We start from the raw sequence: 14,193 nt of genomic DNA, 5'->3' as shown, positions 1-14,193 counted from the left end.
GCGGCCTGCCGGTGTGCCGGATCACGGCGGACTCGTCGAGCAGGGCGTCGGAGACGGGCTGTGGGTTCCCTTCGAGGTCGAGGACGGGAGTGGCCTCCTTGTACCAGGACGGTCCGTCGGCCGTGACGGATCCGGCGTCATCGCTTTGAGACAGGGACCTCGGAGCGGAGGTTCTCAGCCGAGAGTCCAGTCGACCGTGTCGGTGTAGGTGGAGCCGTTGATGGTCGCGGTCACCACGACGGTGTTCCGCCCCGGCTTCAGTGTGACGCCGGCCCACTTGAAGATGCGGTCGCTGCTACTCACGGCGCCCAGGGAGGAGCCGTTGAGGGTGGCGGTGACCCTGTCCGCGTTGGAGTAGACCTTGAGTTCGGTGGTGGCGTCGGTTCGCTGGGTCCAGCGGCGGCTGGTGATGTAGAGGGTTGGCGTGCTCGCCCAGTTGGCCTTGTACCAGTAGAAGGCGTCCTTGCGGATCTGTCGGTCGTGGGTGACCAGGCCCTTGTCGTTGATCCCGGGCCGGCCTCCTTCGTTGCGGCCGTCGGAGGCGAAGTCGAACATGGCCCAGACGAACGTGCCCCACATGTACGGGCGGGCGGCGAGCTGCTTCCAAGCCGCTTCGTGGAACAGCGACTGGTACTCCTCAGGGTGCCAGGAACCACCCGGTTCGGGCTTCGGCGGGTTGAGGGCGTGCTGAGCGGTGTTGGCGCCGACACCGTACTCCGACATGGCGATCCTGCGGGACGGGGAGTTCGCGTGCAGGCTGTCGGCCCACGCACCGAGTTCACCGTCCTTCGAACCGTAGTACCAGCCGTAGTACTTGTTGAATCCCGTGACCTGCGTGTGCAGCCCGGACTGCGCGTCGTCAGGGTCTTCGCCACGCACCGCGTAGGTGGAGAGCCGGTCGGGGTCCTCGGACTCGATGATGCCGGCCAGTGACGCCAGCAGCCTGTTCGTGGCGGTGCCGTTGTAATCGGTGAGTTCGTTGCCGATGCCCCAGAAGACGATCGACGGGTGGTTGTAGTTCTGCCGGATCAGCTCACGCAGTTGGTTCTGGGTACTGGTGGTGAAGGCGGTCGAGTCGGTGACGGAGTTGACCAGCGGGATCTCCGCCCACACGATCAGCCCACGTTCGTCAGCGAGGTCGTAGTCCTTCTGGTCGTGCTGGTAGTGCGCCATCCGGACGGCGTTGGCCCCGAGTTCCCGGATGAGGTCGAAGTCCTGGATGTGATCGGCGTCGGATATCGCCCAGCCCTTGCCGGCCCGCTCCTGGTGCAGATTGACGCCGTGCAGACCGAGTCGGCTGCCATTGAGGTGGAAGCCGGTGTCGGCGTTCACGGCGATGGAGCGAAGGCCCAGGCGTTCGGTCACCACATCCGCGACCCTGTCCGCGCCCGCGGTGACGTCATGGATCTCGACGCTGGCGTTGTAGAGGTACGGGTCTGCCAGGCCGTTCCACAGGCGTGGGCGGTCGATGCGGACGGTCTGTCCGATCTCGGCGCCGGTGGCCGCGGCGACGGTCTGCGCGGTGCTGCTGGTCTCCGCTACGACGGTCCCGCTCCTGTCGGCGATGACACTGCGGACCACCACCGATCTGGTGGTACTGCTGTCGTTCCACAGCTTCGTCGTCACGGTCACCGTGGCCGACGCCGCGGTCACATTGCTCTGCCGCAGATAAATACCGGGACCCGCGTAGTCCTCCATCCGCACATGGAGGTTGTCGACGGCCCACAGGCTCACATTGCGGTAGATGCCGCCCTCGAAGGTGTAGTCCGCGCTCACCGGCGCGATATCAGTGTCACGGGCGTTGGTCACTTTCACCGCGATCACATTGTCCCCGCCCGGGACGAGCACACCGGTGACGCCGAACCTGAACCGGGAGTATCCACCTCGGTGCTGCCCCAGATACGTGCCGTTGACCCAGACGTCGGCGACCTGGTTGACCCCGGCAAACTGCAGGTACAGCCGCTTCCCGGCCAGTTCGGACGGCACGGTGTAATGGCGGCGGTACCAGCCCACTCCGCGGTAGTAGTTGTTGCCGCCGTCGGCGCCGTCGACCGCGTTCCAGGTGTGGGGCGTGTTGACCGACGTCCACCCGGCGTCATCGAATCCGGGCTGCTGCGCACCTGTGACGTCCGCTCTGATGAATCGCCACTGCGCGTTGAGATCGATGCGCACACGCGGATTCGGCGCCGTGTACGTCGCAGCAGAGGCGGCGTTGGCCAGCGGAATCCCCGCCAACGAGGCCAGCACTCCTCCAGCCGTACCGCTCAGCACCTGCCGGCGCGTAGGGAAACCCTTCATTTCAGAACTCACTTCCGCAGTGGTGGAGTAGAGGGCAGGCAATTGAGGTTGGGGTGAGCCGACGAGGCTGCTCACCCCAACCTCCGGGTCAGCGTTCGATGGCAGCGGCCCGCACAGTGACGGCGTCCCACATCAGCGGTGTGTCGTCGAAGACCACGGCCACCTTGATCTTCCTTCCGCCCGCGAACGTCGATGGAAGCGTCACGCCGGCCTTCTGGTCCTCGTCGAAGGAGACCGGACCGAGGTCGGTGACCTGCCCGTCGGCTGCGAACACGTAGACATGGCCCGTCGTGTTCGCGTGCAGGGCGTGGCCTGCGGGGTCCGACGCCGCCGCGTCCAGCGACACGGTTGCCTTCACCCCGACCTCGTTCGCCGCGATCAGATTCTTCGACCGCTTGTCCCTCGTCAGGTCCGCGGAGGTCGGAGCCTGCTGGACGAGCTGCCACTCCTGCGAGCCGTCCGCGACCGCGTTCTGCAGGGTCAGCGGCGCCCCAGCGGATGCACCGGTCAGGTATACGTTGGTGTTCTTGGCCGCCTGGAACCTGTAGTAGCCGTCAGCGGTCCTGGTGAGGTTCCACAGGCCCGCCGGGGTGTCGTCGACCCACTGGCCGATCCGCTGGCCGACTGTCGGATTCGCCGTCCAGATGCCGGCGGCACGGCCGCCCGACTTGTTCAGCAGCGTCAGGGCACCATCGGCCTTGGTGACCAGGTGCCAGTACTGGGTGTCCTTGTTCGCCACCGAGCCGGCGTCCTCCAGGCGGACGTCGGGCACGTCCCCGTTGCCGATGTTGGCGTCGTTGGTCTTGCCGCCGGTGCCGATGACCTGCCCGGTCTTGCGGTTCACGAGCTGGTAGTAGGCGCCGTCCGAGCGGCCTTGGTCGACCTCGGAGTACCGGATCGTCGAGGTGCCCTGGTGGTTGAGGATCGCGATGCGGCCGGTGCCCTCGACGTACTGCAGGTTGCGGGTGTAGGAGGCCGGTGCATTCGTCTGGTACTCCTTCCACACGCCGTCGCTGCGTCCGCTCTCGTTGACCCAGACGTTGCCGCTGCCGGCGGCGTTGTACACCAGGCGCCCGTCGGGGAGGTTGATGACGACCGGGCTGCCGTTCACCGCGAGCCGACGGGAACCGGCGTCGACCGGCAGTGAGGTGACGGGGTTGTCCGTGGAGCCGCGGTAGAACTTCAGCGGGTCGTCGGCGATCACGTACCGGGTGTTGGTTCCGCCGCCCCAGTACTCGTACGGGAGCAGCCACTTGCCGTCCGTCGTCGGGACGACGGTCGTCATGCCAGGCCTGCCGCCTCCGATCTGTGTCTTGCCGCCGCCCATGTCCTGGGTCAGGCCCGCGACGTCGACGACGGGCTCGCTCCACTGCGCGCTGCGGCCGTTCCAGGTCTTGTGGACGAGGATCTGGCCGTGCGAGTCCGGAGCGGTGTCATTCGCAGGGTCGAGTTTCGGTATGCCGGATACCGGATCGAAGCCGAGGTAGTCGTTCTCGTCCGAGTAGTAGCAGACGAGCTTGCCCTGGTAGACCATCAGGTACGGCTCCCAGAGGGGATCCACCTGCTTGTACGTGTTCGCCTTGGCGACGTTCTTGCCGACCGCGCCCGCGCTGCCGCCCTGCCAACCCCCTGTGGCGATGACATTGACGACGTCCCACGTCACGCCGTCGTCGGTGCTGGAGTACAGGGCTATCGCCATGTCACTGCGGTCCCCGTCGTTGGACGGAGTCCAGTTCGGATCGGCTGCCTTGTGCTCCTTGTAGTAGTAGTCGTCGCCCGTCACGACGCTTGCGAGGAGCAGCGTGCCCTTCTTCAGGTTCCCGAGGTCTTGCGGAAGCGTGTAGAGAAAGGGGGCGCCCCAGTTGCTCTTGTACTTCGCGTACTGGGGGTCACTGGAGAGATACGCCGGAGCCTTCACCTCCGACAGCGGCTGCCACGACGTGCCGTAGTCGTCGCTTTTGTAGATCGGGAGGGTCTCTCCGTCAGCGCTTCCCGTCTCCGGCACGACCGTGGCCTTCTCGAACGACGCGACCAGACGTCCGCTCTGCAGCTGTGCCGACTTCACGTAGATCGCACAGTTGCCCCGCCCCTTCAGGCACGGTTCATTTCCGAGCTGGTAGAGGGTCCCGCCCGTCGGGTTGTACGCCTGCGCGCTGCTCATGGGGACCGCCACCATCGCAGATGCCGCGATGAAGGTTCCCAGCGCCTTTCCCAGTCGTCTTGTCTGCATGTGCCTCTCCTTTGAGGGATGGTCAGGGGTGATGCTCGTCCGGTGACGAACACCCGCACGTCCCATGCGTCGAGCTCGAGTTCGGCGGCCCGCGGGGACCGGGCTGTCGTCCAGGACGTCGGACCAGATCCAGGGATGGCGGCGACACCGACGGGCTGTCGGCTCCGGTTGTGGACGACGTTGACACGGCGACGAACAGCACGCGGGCAGGCAGAACTCCCGTAGGGAGAACCGCCGGTGGAGCGTGGGAAGTACGACGGGGGGGTGCGCTCGTACGTCACTGCTTGACGCTTCCGATGGCCGGGCCGCTCTGCCAGTAGCGCTGCAGCAGGAGGAAGGCGATGACGAGCGGGACGATGGAGATCAGGGAGCCGGTCACGACGAGCGGGAGCATGTCGCTGCTGGCGCCGGCGCCGCCGTTCTGGGCCTGGACGGCCCAAGAGGAAGGCCGACCGTGATGGGGTACCGGTTCGGATCGTTGAGCATGATCAGTGGAAGGAAATAGTTGTTCCAGGTCGCCACGAGCGTGAAGAGCAAAACGGTGACCAGGCCCGGAGCCCGCAGTCTGAGGGCGATCCGGAAGAAGATCCGCGCCTCCCCCGCGCCGTCGATGCGGGCGGCCTCCAGGAAGCTGTCCGGGACGGCGTCGGCCGCGTGGACGCGCATCGGGTAGAGGCCGAAGGGGCTGACCAGCGAGGGCAGGATGATCGCCCAGGGAGTGTTGACCAGACCGACCTTGGCGAACAGCAGATAGGTCGGGATGGCCAGGGCGGTGGCCGGGCGCGCGGGCGGCACATGTCGTCCGGCACCCGGCGGACGGCCTCCCGCAGGGCGTGGATCACGCCGATGGCCATGTCGTCGCCCGCCACGAACACGGCGGTCACGGAGCTGTCCGCAGCCAGCTCGCGGCCTGCCGCGTAGCCGGAGGTGGGTAACCAGTCACCCTCGATCACCGACGGTTCGTGCGCGCCCCGGGCGGCCGGCGCCGCCCGCCAGCCTTCGAGACGGTCCTTGGAGGCGTACCACCGCCCGGGACCGGCGACATGATGAACGGTCGTGTGTCCCAGATCCAGCAGGTGTTCGGTCGCCGCCCGGGCCAGAGCATGGGCGCCCACGCCCACGGTCAGAGTCCGGGCGGAGATGAGAGCCGGCGGCGCACCCAGGAAGAGGACCGGCACATCGGCTCTGACAGGAACCTCGCCTTCCACAATGGGTTCGGAGACGACGACGCCGTCAACTCCCTGTTCCAGGAGCGACATAACGGCGCCGGCGATGCCATCCGGGTCGCCGTCCGCCGTGTTGACCGCACGCAGTGCGTAACCGGCGTCCCGCACCGCCTTCTCGATGCCGACGAGAAGCATGGCGGATCCGTACCCTGCTGTCCCCAGGGCGACCACACCGATGGAGCGGTTCCGCCCCGAAGCCAGCGCCCGCGCCGCGTGGTTCAGTCGATAGCCCAGTTCCTCGGCGGCTTCAAGGACGCGTCCGCGGACCTCGTCAGAGACGTACGGCTCGTTGTTGAGGACCCGCGACACGGTCTTGCGCGAGAGCCCGGCCACACGGGCCACGTCCTCGCTGCGCGGCGCGGGCGAACGCGCGCTCCGCCTCACTACTCGTGCCATGAAGTCTCCCGGCGGCGTATCCCTGCATCGGACGAAGTCAGCGCTATGACCGCGCGATCACTGACCGCGCGGTCATATCTATGCAGCCGGAGCAGCACGCGTCAATAGCGCGCACAGCGCAACTTCCCTCCTGCGGGACTCTTCTCCGGGGCCTCGCCTCGAGGCGGTCGTTCGACGGGACACGTATACGAACTGCACCAAGACGACCGCCCGGAAGCCGGCGCCGCACCCCAGGAGCTCCACATGGTCGGCCCCGGCGGCAACAAGTGACGCTTGGTCAGAAGCAGAATTGCGCCGCAGGCAGGGCATCGCCCGACACCTGACTCCCGGCTTCTTTCCGCCAGGGCGCGAGGCTGGAAGAAGCCGTGCGCACACCCTTGACGCGCGATCTCGGACTGCGTAGACAATGACCGCGCGGTCACACAGCGGACCTCGAAGGATTCCCGCGTTCGGCCAGAGGAGACACCATGACACGAGCGGCAGGACGGGGCGGGAGCCCCTCTGCGCCCCGCAGTGCCGATGTCGCCCAACTGGCCGGCGTCTCACGCAAGACCGTGTCGAGGGTCCTCAACAACGAGCCCTACGTCTCCGCCGACGTACGGCGACGCGTCATCGAAGCCGCCGAGGAACTCGGCTACCGGCTGAACAACGCGGCCCGGGCACTGGCTTCCGGACGAACACGTTCCATCGGTGTGGTCGCTCTGGGGACGGCCGGGTACGGAACCGCCTCCCTGCTTGTGGCCATTGAGAAAGCTGTACGGGACTCCGGTTACGCACTCCGAGTGGTCAACACGCTGGACGGCGAACCGGACGATATCGCCGCCGCCGTGGACTCCCTCCTGGAGCAAGGCGTGGACGGCATCATCGTCTCCGAGCCCGTCATCGAAGGAGAAGTGTCCGTCCGCGTCGACCTGCCGATCCTCTTCCTCGGCGCGCCATCGGCCTTCGGCGGCCCTCGAGCGGTGACCGCGGGGGTCGGCGCCGATCTGCTGGCGCGGGCCGCCACGGACCACCTGCTCGATCTGGGACACCAGACCGTCCACCACCTCGCCGGACCCCTGCGCTGGTACGCCGCCAGGGACCGTGTCGAGGGATGGCGAGCAGCACTGGCGGCACGCGGCAGGCACCAACCGCCCCTCCTCGAAGGCGACTGGTCGGCCGACTCCGGTTACCAAGCGGGCCGCAAACTGGCCGCCGACCCCGCGGTGACCGCGGTCTTCGTCTCGGGCGACGACATGGCGATCGGCTTGATCCACGCCCTGACAGAGGCCGGTCGACGCGTGCCCCACGACGTCAGCGTCATCGGCTTCGACGGCAACCCCGTCTTCGCCCACGTCACCCCACCCCTGACCACCGTGCGCCAGCCGTTCGACGCCGCAGCCAGAGAGGGAATCAGGCTTCTCGTCCACGCCATCGAAAAGCCCGACACCCAAATACCGCCGGCGAGCGACCCACCGGTCGAACTCGTCCTCCGAGCCTCGACTGCACCCCCACCGTCCTCCCCCGGAGCAACGGCTCGATCCGCGCCCACTGCGCATCAGTCAAACGAAACGCCCTAGGCTCGCGGGTCTGTGTAGCGAGCCGCGAGTGCGGGCTGATTGCCGCCCGTGACAAAAGCGGTCTCCGCGGTGAGCAAGGCGTCCAGGGCGGAGTCTTGAGCCTCCAGACCAGGGGCACAGACCGTCTCACCGAGGCGCAGCCCGGCCAGGCTTGCCGACGCCACATCCTCCGGCGACATCGCCCAGGGGATGCTGTGGCCGGCGCCACCGTTCCACTCGGTTGCCACTACGCCGGGACACACCACCTGGACCCGGACCGGGGTATCGGCGAGTTCGCCGGCGAGCGTGCGAGTGAATCCCAAGGTAGCGGCCTTCGCGGCGACGTACAGGGTGCGCCGAGGCGCTCGCGGGTCCGTGAGGCCCGCGCTGAGGGCGAGAAGCGAGGCGACGGTGACGATCGCGCCTTCACCTGCCGCGAGCATTCCGGGAAGTGCGGCGTGGACCAGCCGGATGGGGGCGACGGCGTTGAGGGTGAGCAGTCGGTCGATGTCGGCAGGGTCGACGTCAGTGAGCGGGGCGTAGCCGCCGGCGCCGGCGTTGCTGATCAGCATGCGTACGTCCCCGGCGGCCAGGCGGTCGGTGACAGCGGCGATGCCGTCGTGGGTCATGAGGTCGGCGGGCAGCACCTCGACGGCTGCTCCATGGGCGCGGAGTTCCTCGGCCAGGTCGGCGAGGCGGTCGGCGCGTCGCGCCACCAGGACGAGGTCGTGTTCGTCCGCCAGGAGACGGGCGTAGGCGGCGCCGATGCCGGAGGAGGCGCCAGTGATCAGAGCAATGGTGCGAGTCATGGGGACCAGTGTTCCTCAAGCATTGGGCAGCTGTCAAACACTTGATACTCCTGAAGTGTCGTACCCTTATCGCGTGACACGCAATGACGAGGAGCCCGTCGGGCTCGACGCGCTTGACCGGGTGACCTGGGCGTTGCGCCGCACGGAGCTGGCGGTGCAGACGCTCAAGGAGCAGCGGCTGCGCCCGCTGGGCATGGCGGCGGCGCACTACACGCTCCTGATCTCGGTGCACGCCGAGCCGGGGCTGACCGGCGCCGAGCTGGCCCGCCGCCTCAACGTGACCCCGCAGGCCATCGCCTCGTTGGTGGCGCGCCTGGAGAGCCGTGGGCAGCTGGAGAGACGTGAGCATCCGCGCCACCGGCACATCCAGGAACTGCACCTCACCGACGCCGGGCGGGAGGCGTTGCGCGCGGCCGACGCAGTGATCGTCGGCATCGAGCGGCGGATCACCGATGGTCTCGGCTCGGAGACAGCGCGGCTGCGGGCGCTGCTCGACCAGGTGGCCGAGGCGGTTCGCGAGGGCTGAGCCCGCCTTGCCGTCGACCGAACGTCACCCCCGAGCGGTGGCCTCCGTGGCAACCCGCCGGGAGGACCGAGGCGGCCCGACCCGCCGACCGCACCCGCACCACCACGTGCAGAGTTCCACATCGCCGACACGGCCACGGCGATCTCCGCCCGACTAGCCTTCGGCCCCGCGGGCTCAGGTCTCGATGCCCAGGCGCTGGCTCATGCCCAGGAAGAAGCCTCCGGCACGTTTGCGGGCGACCTCCCGCAGTCCCACCATGTCGACCACCTCCTCGACTCGTGGCCTGGGGATCCCATGCCTCTGAGCCGGGGCGAGGAGGTGGCGGTAAGCGGGCCGACCGTCCTGTCTGGCGCGAGCCTCCAGGAGGGCCCCGAAGAGCTATTCGCACACTTGAAGATCATCAAGTACTTGAGAACCCCCAGGTATCGTATTCTCGCCGCGTGACACAGGATGACGAACGGCCGATCGCTGCCGGCGCACAGAACCGGGTGACCTGGGCGCTGCGTCGGGCGGAGTGGGCTGTGCAGGCCCGGAAGGATCAGCGGCTACGACCGCTGGGCATCGCCGCCGCGCAGTACACCCCGCTGATCTGCGTCCATAGCGATCCCGGCCTGACCGGCGCGGAACCGGCCCGCCGCCTGAACGTCACCCCGCAAGCAGTGGCCTCCCAGGTGACCCGTCTGGAGGAGCGGGGTCAACTGGAACGCCGACCGCACCGGCGCCACCGCCACGTGCAGGAGCTGCACCTCACCGATGTCGGCCGCGACTGCCTGCGGGATGCCGATGCCGTGATCGTGGAGATCGGACAGCGGATCGCCGAGAGGCCGGGTCCGAAGAAGGCCGCACAGCTGAGGGCACTGCTCAACGAGGTGGCCGACGTGGTCCGGGAGGCGTAAGACGGTGGGCCTGCCGACCCTCGATCCCCTCGACCTGCAGATACTGCAAGCGCTACAGCTCGACGGGCGCGCCCCGTTCGGCCGTATTGCCGCCGTCCTCGGAGTTTCCGACCAGACCGTCGCCCGGCGGTACCGACGGCTGCGCAGCACCGTCAACGTGCGGGTGCTGGGCATGACGGACGAGAACCGTCTCGGCCGGCAGAGCTGGATGGTACGACTGCACTGCACCCCGGACGTGGCGGAACAGCTCGCGGACGCACTCGCCAAGCGCCCCGACACCCTCTACGTGAACCTCATCTCCGGTGGCACCGAGGTTGTCTGCGGTATGAAGCCCCGCAGCCGAAAGGAGCGGGACGAGCTGCTCTTCGACCGGCTCCAACGCACCCGGCAGATCGTCACGGTGACCGCCCACTGCCTGCTGCACTCCTTCTACGGCGGCTCACTCGGCTGGCTGAACAAGTCGAACGCGCTCACCGCCGACCAGGAGGCCGCTCTGCGACTGCCGCCTCCGGTGTCGCTCGATGCCCCCGTCACTCTGGACGCGGCCGACGAGGCGCTGCTCGAGACGCTCCGCCTCGACGGCCGGGCCACCCTCACGGACCTGCAGAAGACCACCGGCCAGTCGGAGTCCGTGGTCAAACGGCGGCTTGAGACCTTGCGTTCGACCGGCGTGTTGTACTTCGACGTGCAGTACGACCACGGGCCCCTCGGGCAGGACGTCAGTGCCATGCTCTGGCTCACCGTGACGCCCCGCGCGCTCGCCGACGTCGGCCGCAGCCTCGCCGCACACCCGGAGGTGCATTTCGCGTCCGCCACCACCGGCCACGCCAACATCGTCGCCTCCGTCCACTTCCAGAGCCCCGACGAGCTGTACACCTACCTGAGCGAGAAGATCGGTGCCCTCGACGGCATCCAGGCGGTCGAGTCGGCTCTCATCCTGCGCCAGGTCAAACAACTCACTTACGAACCGAACCGCTGACCACAGCACGCGGTCGCGTCAAGGTCGGCACGTCGTGGTCCGGGACCCGAGAGGGTGCGGGTCCCGGACCAGGCGCGGGCGCTTTCCCGTCCCCACGGACGCGCCCCATACCGGTCCCGGCCGCTCCCTACCCCTTGGTGCGACCCGGCCCAGTACGTTCTCCTGCCTTCCTCTCAAGAAGGGGAACCGATCGGGTGGCCGACTCAGCTCTCCGGATGAGCCAGCTCCACGTCGAACTCGCGCCCCGGCCCGTCCACGGCTACCGGCGCGGCAACCGGCGGATAACCGCCGGCGATCACCGAGTAGTCGCCCGCGTCCAGGTCGGTGAAGACATAGCCGCCGTCCGGCCCGGTGGTCGCCGTGCCGATCACGTTGCCCGCCGTGTCCACGAGTGTGACCCGCGCGTCGGTCAGCGGCCGACGATCCGCACCCGCCCGCACGGTGCCCCGAAGTACTGCCCCCGGCCACAACGCCACGTCCAAACGGGCGAGTCGAGGGCCGAACACCCGCACCGGGAGAGCGGCAGGCCGGAATCCCGCCGCGTTCACCACCACCGTGACATCGCCTTCCGGCAGCTCGCCGAACGCGAACGCACCTGATGCGTCGGTCGTTTCAGCGGCCAGTGCCTCTCCCCGCACGTCCGTCACCGCCACCGTCGCACCCTGCACGGGCGCTCCGTCTCCGGCGGTGACCACGGTGCCGACCAACCCGCTGTTCGCGGACAGCAGGATGTCGTGGGACAGCGGCTCCTCCTCCACGACCACGGTGGATGCCTGCGGTTGATGGCCCTCCGCCGCCGCGATCAGAACGTACGATCCCGCGCTCGGCGCGTCCAGACGGTAGCGGCCTCCGGAATGCGCCACGGCCCGGCCCAGTTGTCGCCCGCCCAGTGAGATCAGCGTCAGCGTGGCTCCCACGACCGCCTCCCCTGCCGTCCCGAGTATCCGGCCGTACAGGACGGGACCCCACCCCCCGTCAGGGACGAACGCGCCACCACCAATTGCGGAGCCGACCGCGCCCAGCCGCTGCCCGTGCTCCCCCGACCGGTCCCGGGCATGGGCACCGACCAGCACCGGCTCCCGCTCCGGCTCGAACTCGATGGAAGGCGCGGCGTCCTCGGGTGCGACCTGATCTGCAGAGCCGGCAACAGGCGTCATGGTGCGCTGTGGAGTCCGCAGCAGTACCGCGCCGACGAGTGCAGCAACCAGGGCCAGGCATGCGGCCACGATCAGGCACAGGTATAGGCCGTCGAGGAAGGCCTCACCCAACGCGCCCATGGCCCGGCCGGTGTCCTGGCCGAGGTTCATGCGGGCTGCCGCTCCCAGGCCGCCGGCGTCCACCGCGTCGGTGATCCGGTGGGCCACGGGTCCCGTGAGGCCGACGTCGCGCAGGTGGCCGGGCAGGGTGTCGGCGCTCTTCGTCGTCAGCAGGGTGCCCAGCACGGCTGGGCCGAGCGCGCCGCCGACCTGCCGGAAGGCGTTGTTGCCCGCCGACGCCATGCCGGCCAAGTGGTGCGGCACCGCCGCGACCGCCGTAGCGGTCATGGGGGTGATCACCAGGCCGAGGCCGAGGCCGAGCAGGGCCAGCCGCCAGGCCAGCGGACCGAAGGCGGTCCCGGCGTCGATCGCGGTCAGGGACAACAGCGATCCCACGGTGACCAGCAGGCCGGTGGTGATCATGGCTCGAGGCGGGATCCGGTGCATGAGGCGGCCTGCGAGCGTGCCCACGACCAGGGACACCGCACTGACGACCATCAGCCGGTAACCCGCGTGAAGGGTGTCGAGGCGCTGCACCAGACCGAAGTAGAGGCTGAGGACGAAGAAGAAGCCGATCAACCCCAGGAACGTGATCATGGCGATCACGGTCGTGGCGCTGAAGGCCGCGCTGCGGAAGAGCGACAGGTCCAGCATCGGGCTGGGGCTGCGCCGCTCGAACAGGACGAAGGCAAAGGCGCCGGCCGCCGCCAGCGACAGGGCCGCGATCACACGACCCTCGGTGAACGATGCGGCGCCGCCCTCGATGACGCCGTAGACGAGCGCGGTGATCGTCACCGCTGCCGTGATCTGACCGGGCCAGTCCAGCCGACGCTCACCGGGAGCTCGGGAGTCGGTCACCAGCGGTGCCGCGACCGCCAGTGTGATGACCGCCACCGGTATGGCCGGAAGGAAGATCCAACGCCAGGTGGTGTGGTCGAGGATCACACCGGCGATCATGGGCCCGACGGCCAGCGCGGCCATCAGGGACGCCGCCCAGAGCCCGACGAACCCGCCGCGCTTGCGGGGGTCGGGCACCGCATGGCTGATCAGGGCCAGCGTCGACGGCAGCAACGCGGCCGCGCCCAACCCGGCGCACGCCTGACCGACCCACAGGATCTCGACCGACTGTGCCGACAGTGCGATCGCGGCTCCCGCGCCGGCCAGCGCGAGGCCGGCCAGGTACACCTTCTTGCGGCCGTGTACGTCACCGAAGACCCCGGCGGTCAGGATGAAAGCGGCCATGGGGAGCTGGAACGCGGCCGAGACCCAGGTCAGTTGGGAGGTCGACGCGTGCAATGCGCTCGCGATGGCGGGCAGACTCGCCGAGACGGTGGTCACTGGCAGATAGGCGACGAACATCCCGAGACAGGCCATGACCAGCGTGGCCACCTGCCGTTCACGCGGCTCGTTCACCGTTGGCGCGACTTTCAAGAAACTCTCCCTCGTGGCGCGGCAAGGCCGCACTCGGCTTACACGCCGATACCTTCCGGCCACTTCCGCCTTCCGAGCCAGCCACGGCCTCCAGAACCAGGAAAACCGACATCCGGAGCGGTCTTGCGACGGATTTCCGACGGACCAACGGCTTTGAAACGCAGCGCGGGCGAACCTGATGCAGACTGCGGGCCCGGCCCAGGAAGTGGGCGCCAGTCCGGACAGACCGGCTTCATGGAAGCTTCATGGGCTGAGTGGTACGTGCTTTATGAGGCGGCTGTTGCCTGGCGGTCATGCAGGACCTTCTCGTACCGCCGTCGACGTCGGCCGCCGTTGATCACCATGCTCAGCGGCACCTGACGACGGCCGCGCACACCACTCCGTCCGGTTCCGTCGCTCTCGGCGCGCTCCTTCATCCGGGGTCGACCAGGCACGTGGACCCCGTTGGGCGGGTGGTCGGCGAGTACGCGCTGCATGAAGGAACCGCCGGCCTGTTCACGGCCTGTGTGGGCGCCGCGGCGGCGGGGTCGGGGCGTAGTTGGCGGGTTCCGCTCCCCAGCCGACTACCGGTCGGCGCGGCTACGTCGGCGCCGTGGGGTTCCCGCACA

Annotated in this window: 7 protein-coding genes and 3 pseudogenes; 4 read left to right on the top strand and 6 right to left on the bottom strand. The window is 68.5% G+C overall.

Features of this window, described 5'->3' with window-relative positions; genetic code table 11:
- Window positions 1–174: 174 nt before the first annotated feature.
- From EHO50_RS15705 to EHO50_RS15690, 4 genes and pseudogenes are all read right to left on the bottom strand, one after another.
- Entirely contained in the window at window positions 175–2,298 is a 2,124-nt protein-coding gene (locus EHO50_RS15705) for a glycoside hydrolase family 2 protein (protein ID WP_128430783.1), read from the bottom strand.
- Between the two features lie 430 nt (window positions 2,299–2,728).
- Window positions 2,729–4,528 (bottom strand): annotated as a pseudogene (locus EHO50_RS15700) (RICIN domain-containing protein); the annotation flags it as partial.
- A gap of 277 nt (window positions 4,529–4,805) precedes the next feature.
- Window positions 4,806–5,308 (bottom strand): annotated as a pseudogene (locus EHO50_RS15695) (carbohydrate ABC transporter permease); the annotation flags it as partial.
- 14 nt (window positions 5,309–5,322) lie between these two features.
- Window positions 5,323–6,150: pseudogene (locus EHO50_RS15690) on the bottom strand (LacI family DNA-binding transcriptional regulator); the annotation flags it as partial.
- A gap of 467 nt (window positions 6,151–6,617) precedes the next feature.
- Here EHO50_RS15690 and EHO50_RS15685 point away from each other — a divergent pair.
- Complete coding sequence (locus tag EHO50_RS15685; protein ID WP_128430781.1) at window positions 6,618–7,709, top strand: LacI family DNA-binding transcriptional regulator; 1,092 nt, start codon at window positions 6,618–6,620, stop codon at window positions 7,707–7,709.
- On the opposite strand, the gene EHO50_RS15680 is transcribed toward EHO50_RS15685, so the two are convergent.
- Window positions 7,706–8,497 (bottom strand): SDR family NAD(P)-dependent oxidoreductase, encoded by a 792-nt coding sequence (locus tag EHO50_RS15680; protein WP_128430780.1) that lies wholly within the window; start codon window positions 8,495–8,497, stop codon window positions 7,706–7,708. The genes EHO50_RS15685 and EHO50_RS15680 overlap by 4 nt on opposite strands.
- A gap of 73 nt (window positions 8,498–8,570) precedes the next feature.
- Between EHO50_RS15680 and EHO50_RS15675 the strand changes: the two genes are divergently transcribed.
- The 3 genes from EHO50_RS15675 to EHO50_RS15660 all read left to right on the top strand — a co-directional run bounded on the left by EHO50_RS15675 (window position 8,571) and on the right by EHO50_RS15660 (window position 10,898).
- Window positions 8,571–9,023, top strand: a complete 453-nt coding sequence (locus EHO50_RS15675) for a MarR family winged helix-turn-helix transcriptional regulator (RefSeq protein WP_128430779.1) — start codon at window positions 8,571–8,573, stop codon at window positions 9,021–9,023.
- A 440-nt stretch (window positions 9,024–9,463) separates the two neighbouring features.
- A complete protein-coding gene (locus EHO50_RS15665; RefSeq protein WP_128430778.1) occupies window positions 9,464–9,919 on the top strand; it encodes a MarR family winged helix-turn-helix transcriptional regulator in 456 nt (151 codons plus the stop codon).
- Window positions 9,920–9,923: 4 nt separating this feature from the next.
- Entirely contained in the window at window positions 9,924–10,898 is a 975-nt protein-coding gene (locus tag EHO50_RS15660; RefSeq protein ID WP_128430777.1) for an Lrp/AsnC family transcriptional regulator, read from the top strand.
- A gap of 203 nt (window positions 10,899–11,101) precedes the next feature.
- Here EHO50_RS15660 and EHO50_RS15655 read toward each other — a convergent pair whose 3' ends face one another.
- Window positions 11,102–13,528 carry an MFS transporter gene (locus EHO50_RS15655; protein WP_246101220.1) on the bottom strand — a complete coding sequence of 809 codons (2,427 nt, stop codon included), beginning with the start codon at window positions 13,526–13,528 and terminating at the stop codon, window positions 11,102–11,104.
- Between the last annotated feature and the right edge of the window lie 665 nt (window positions 13,529–14,193).

Source organism: Streptomyces cyaneus (assembly GCF_004028635.1).
GTDB classification, from domain to species: domain Bacteria; phylum Actinomycetota; class Actinomycetes; order Streptomycetales; family Streptomycetaceae; genus Streptomyces; species Streptomyces cyaneus.
The sequence above is the reverse complement of the archived record's forward strand: the minus strand, read 5'-3'. Positions and strand labels throughout refer to the sequence as shown.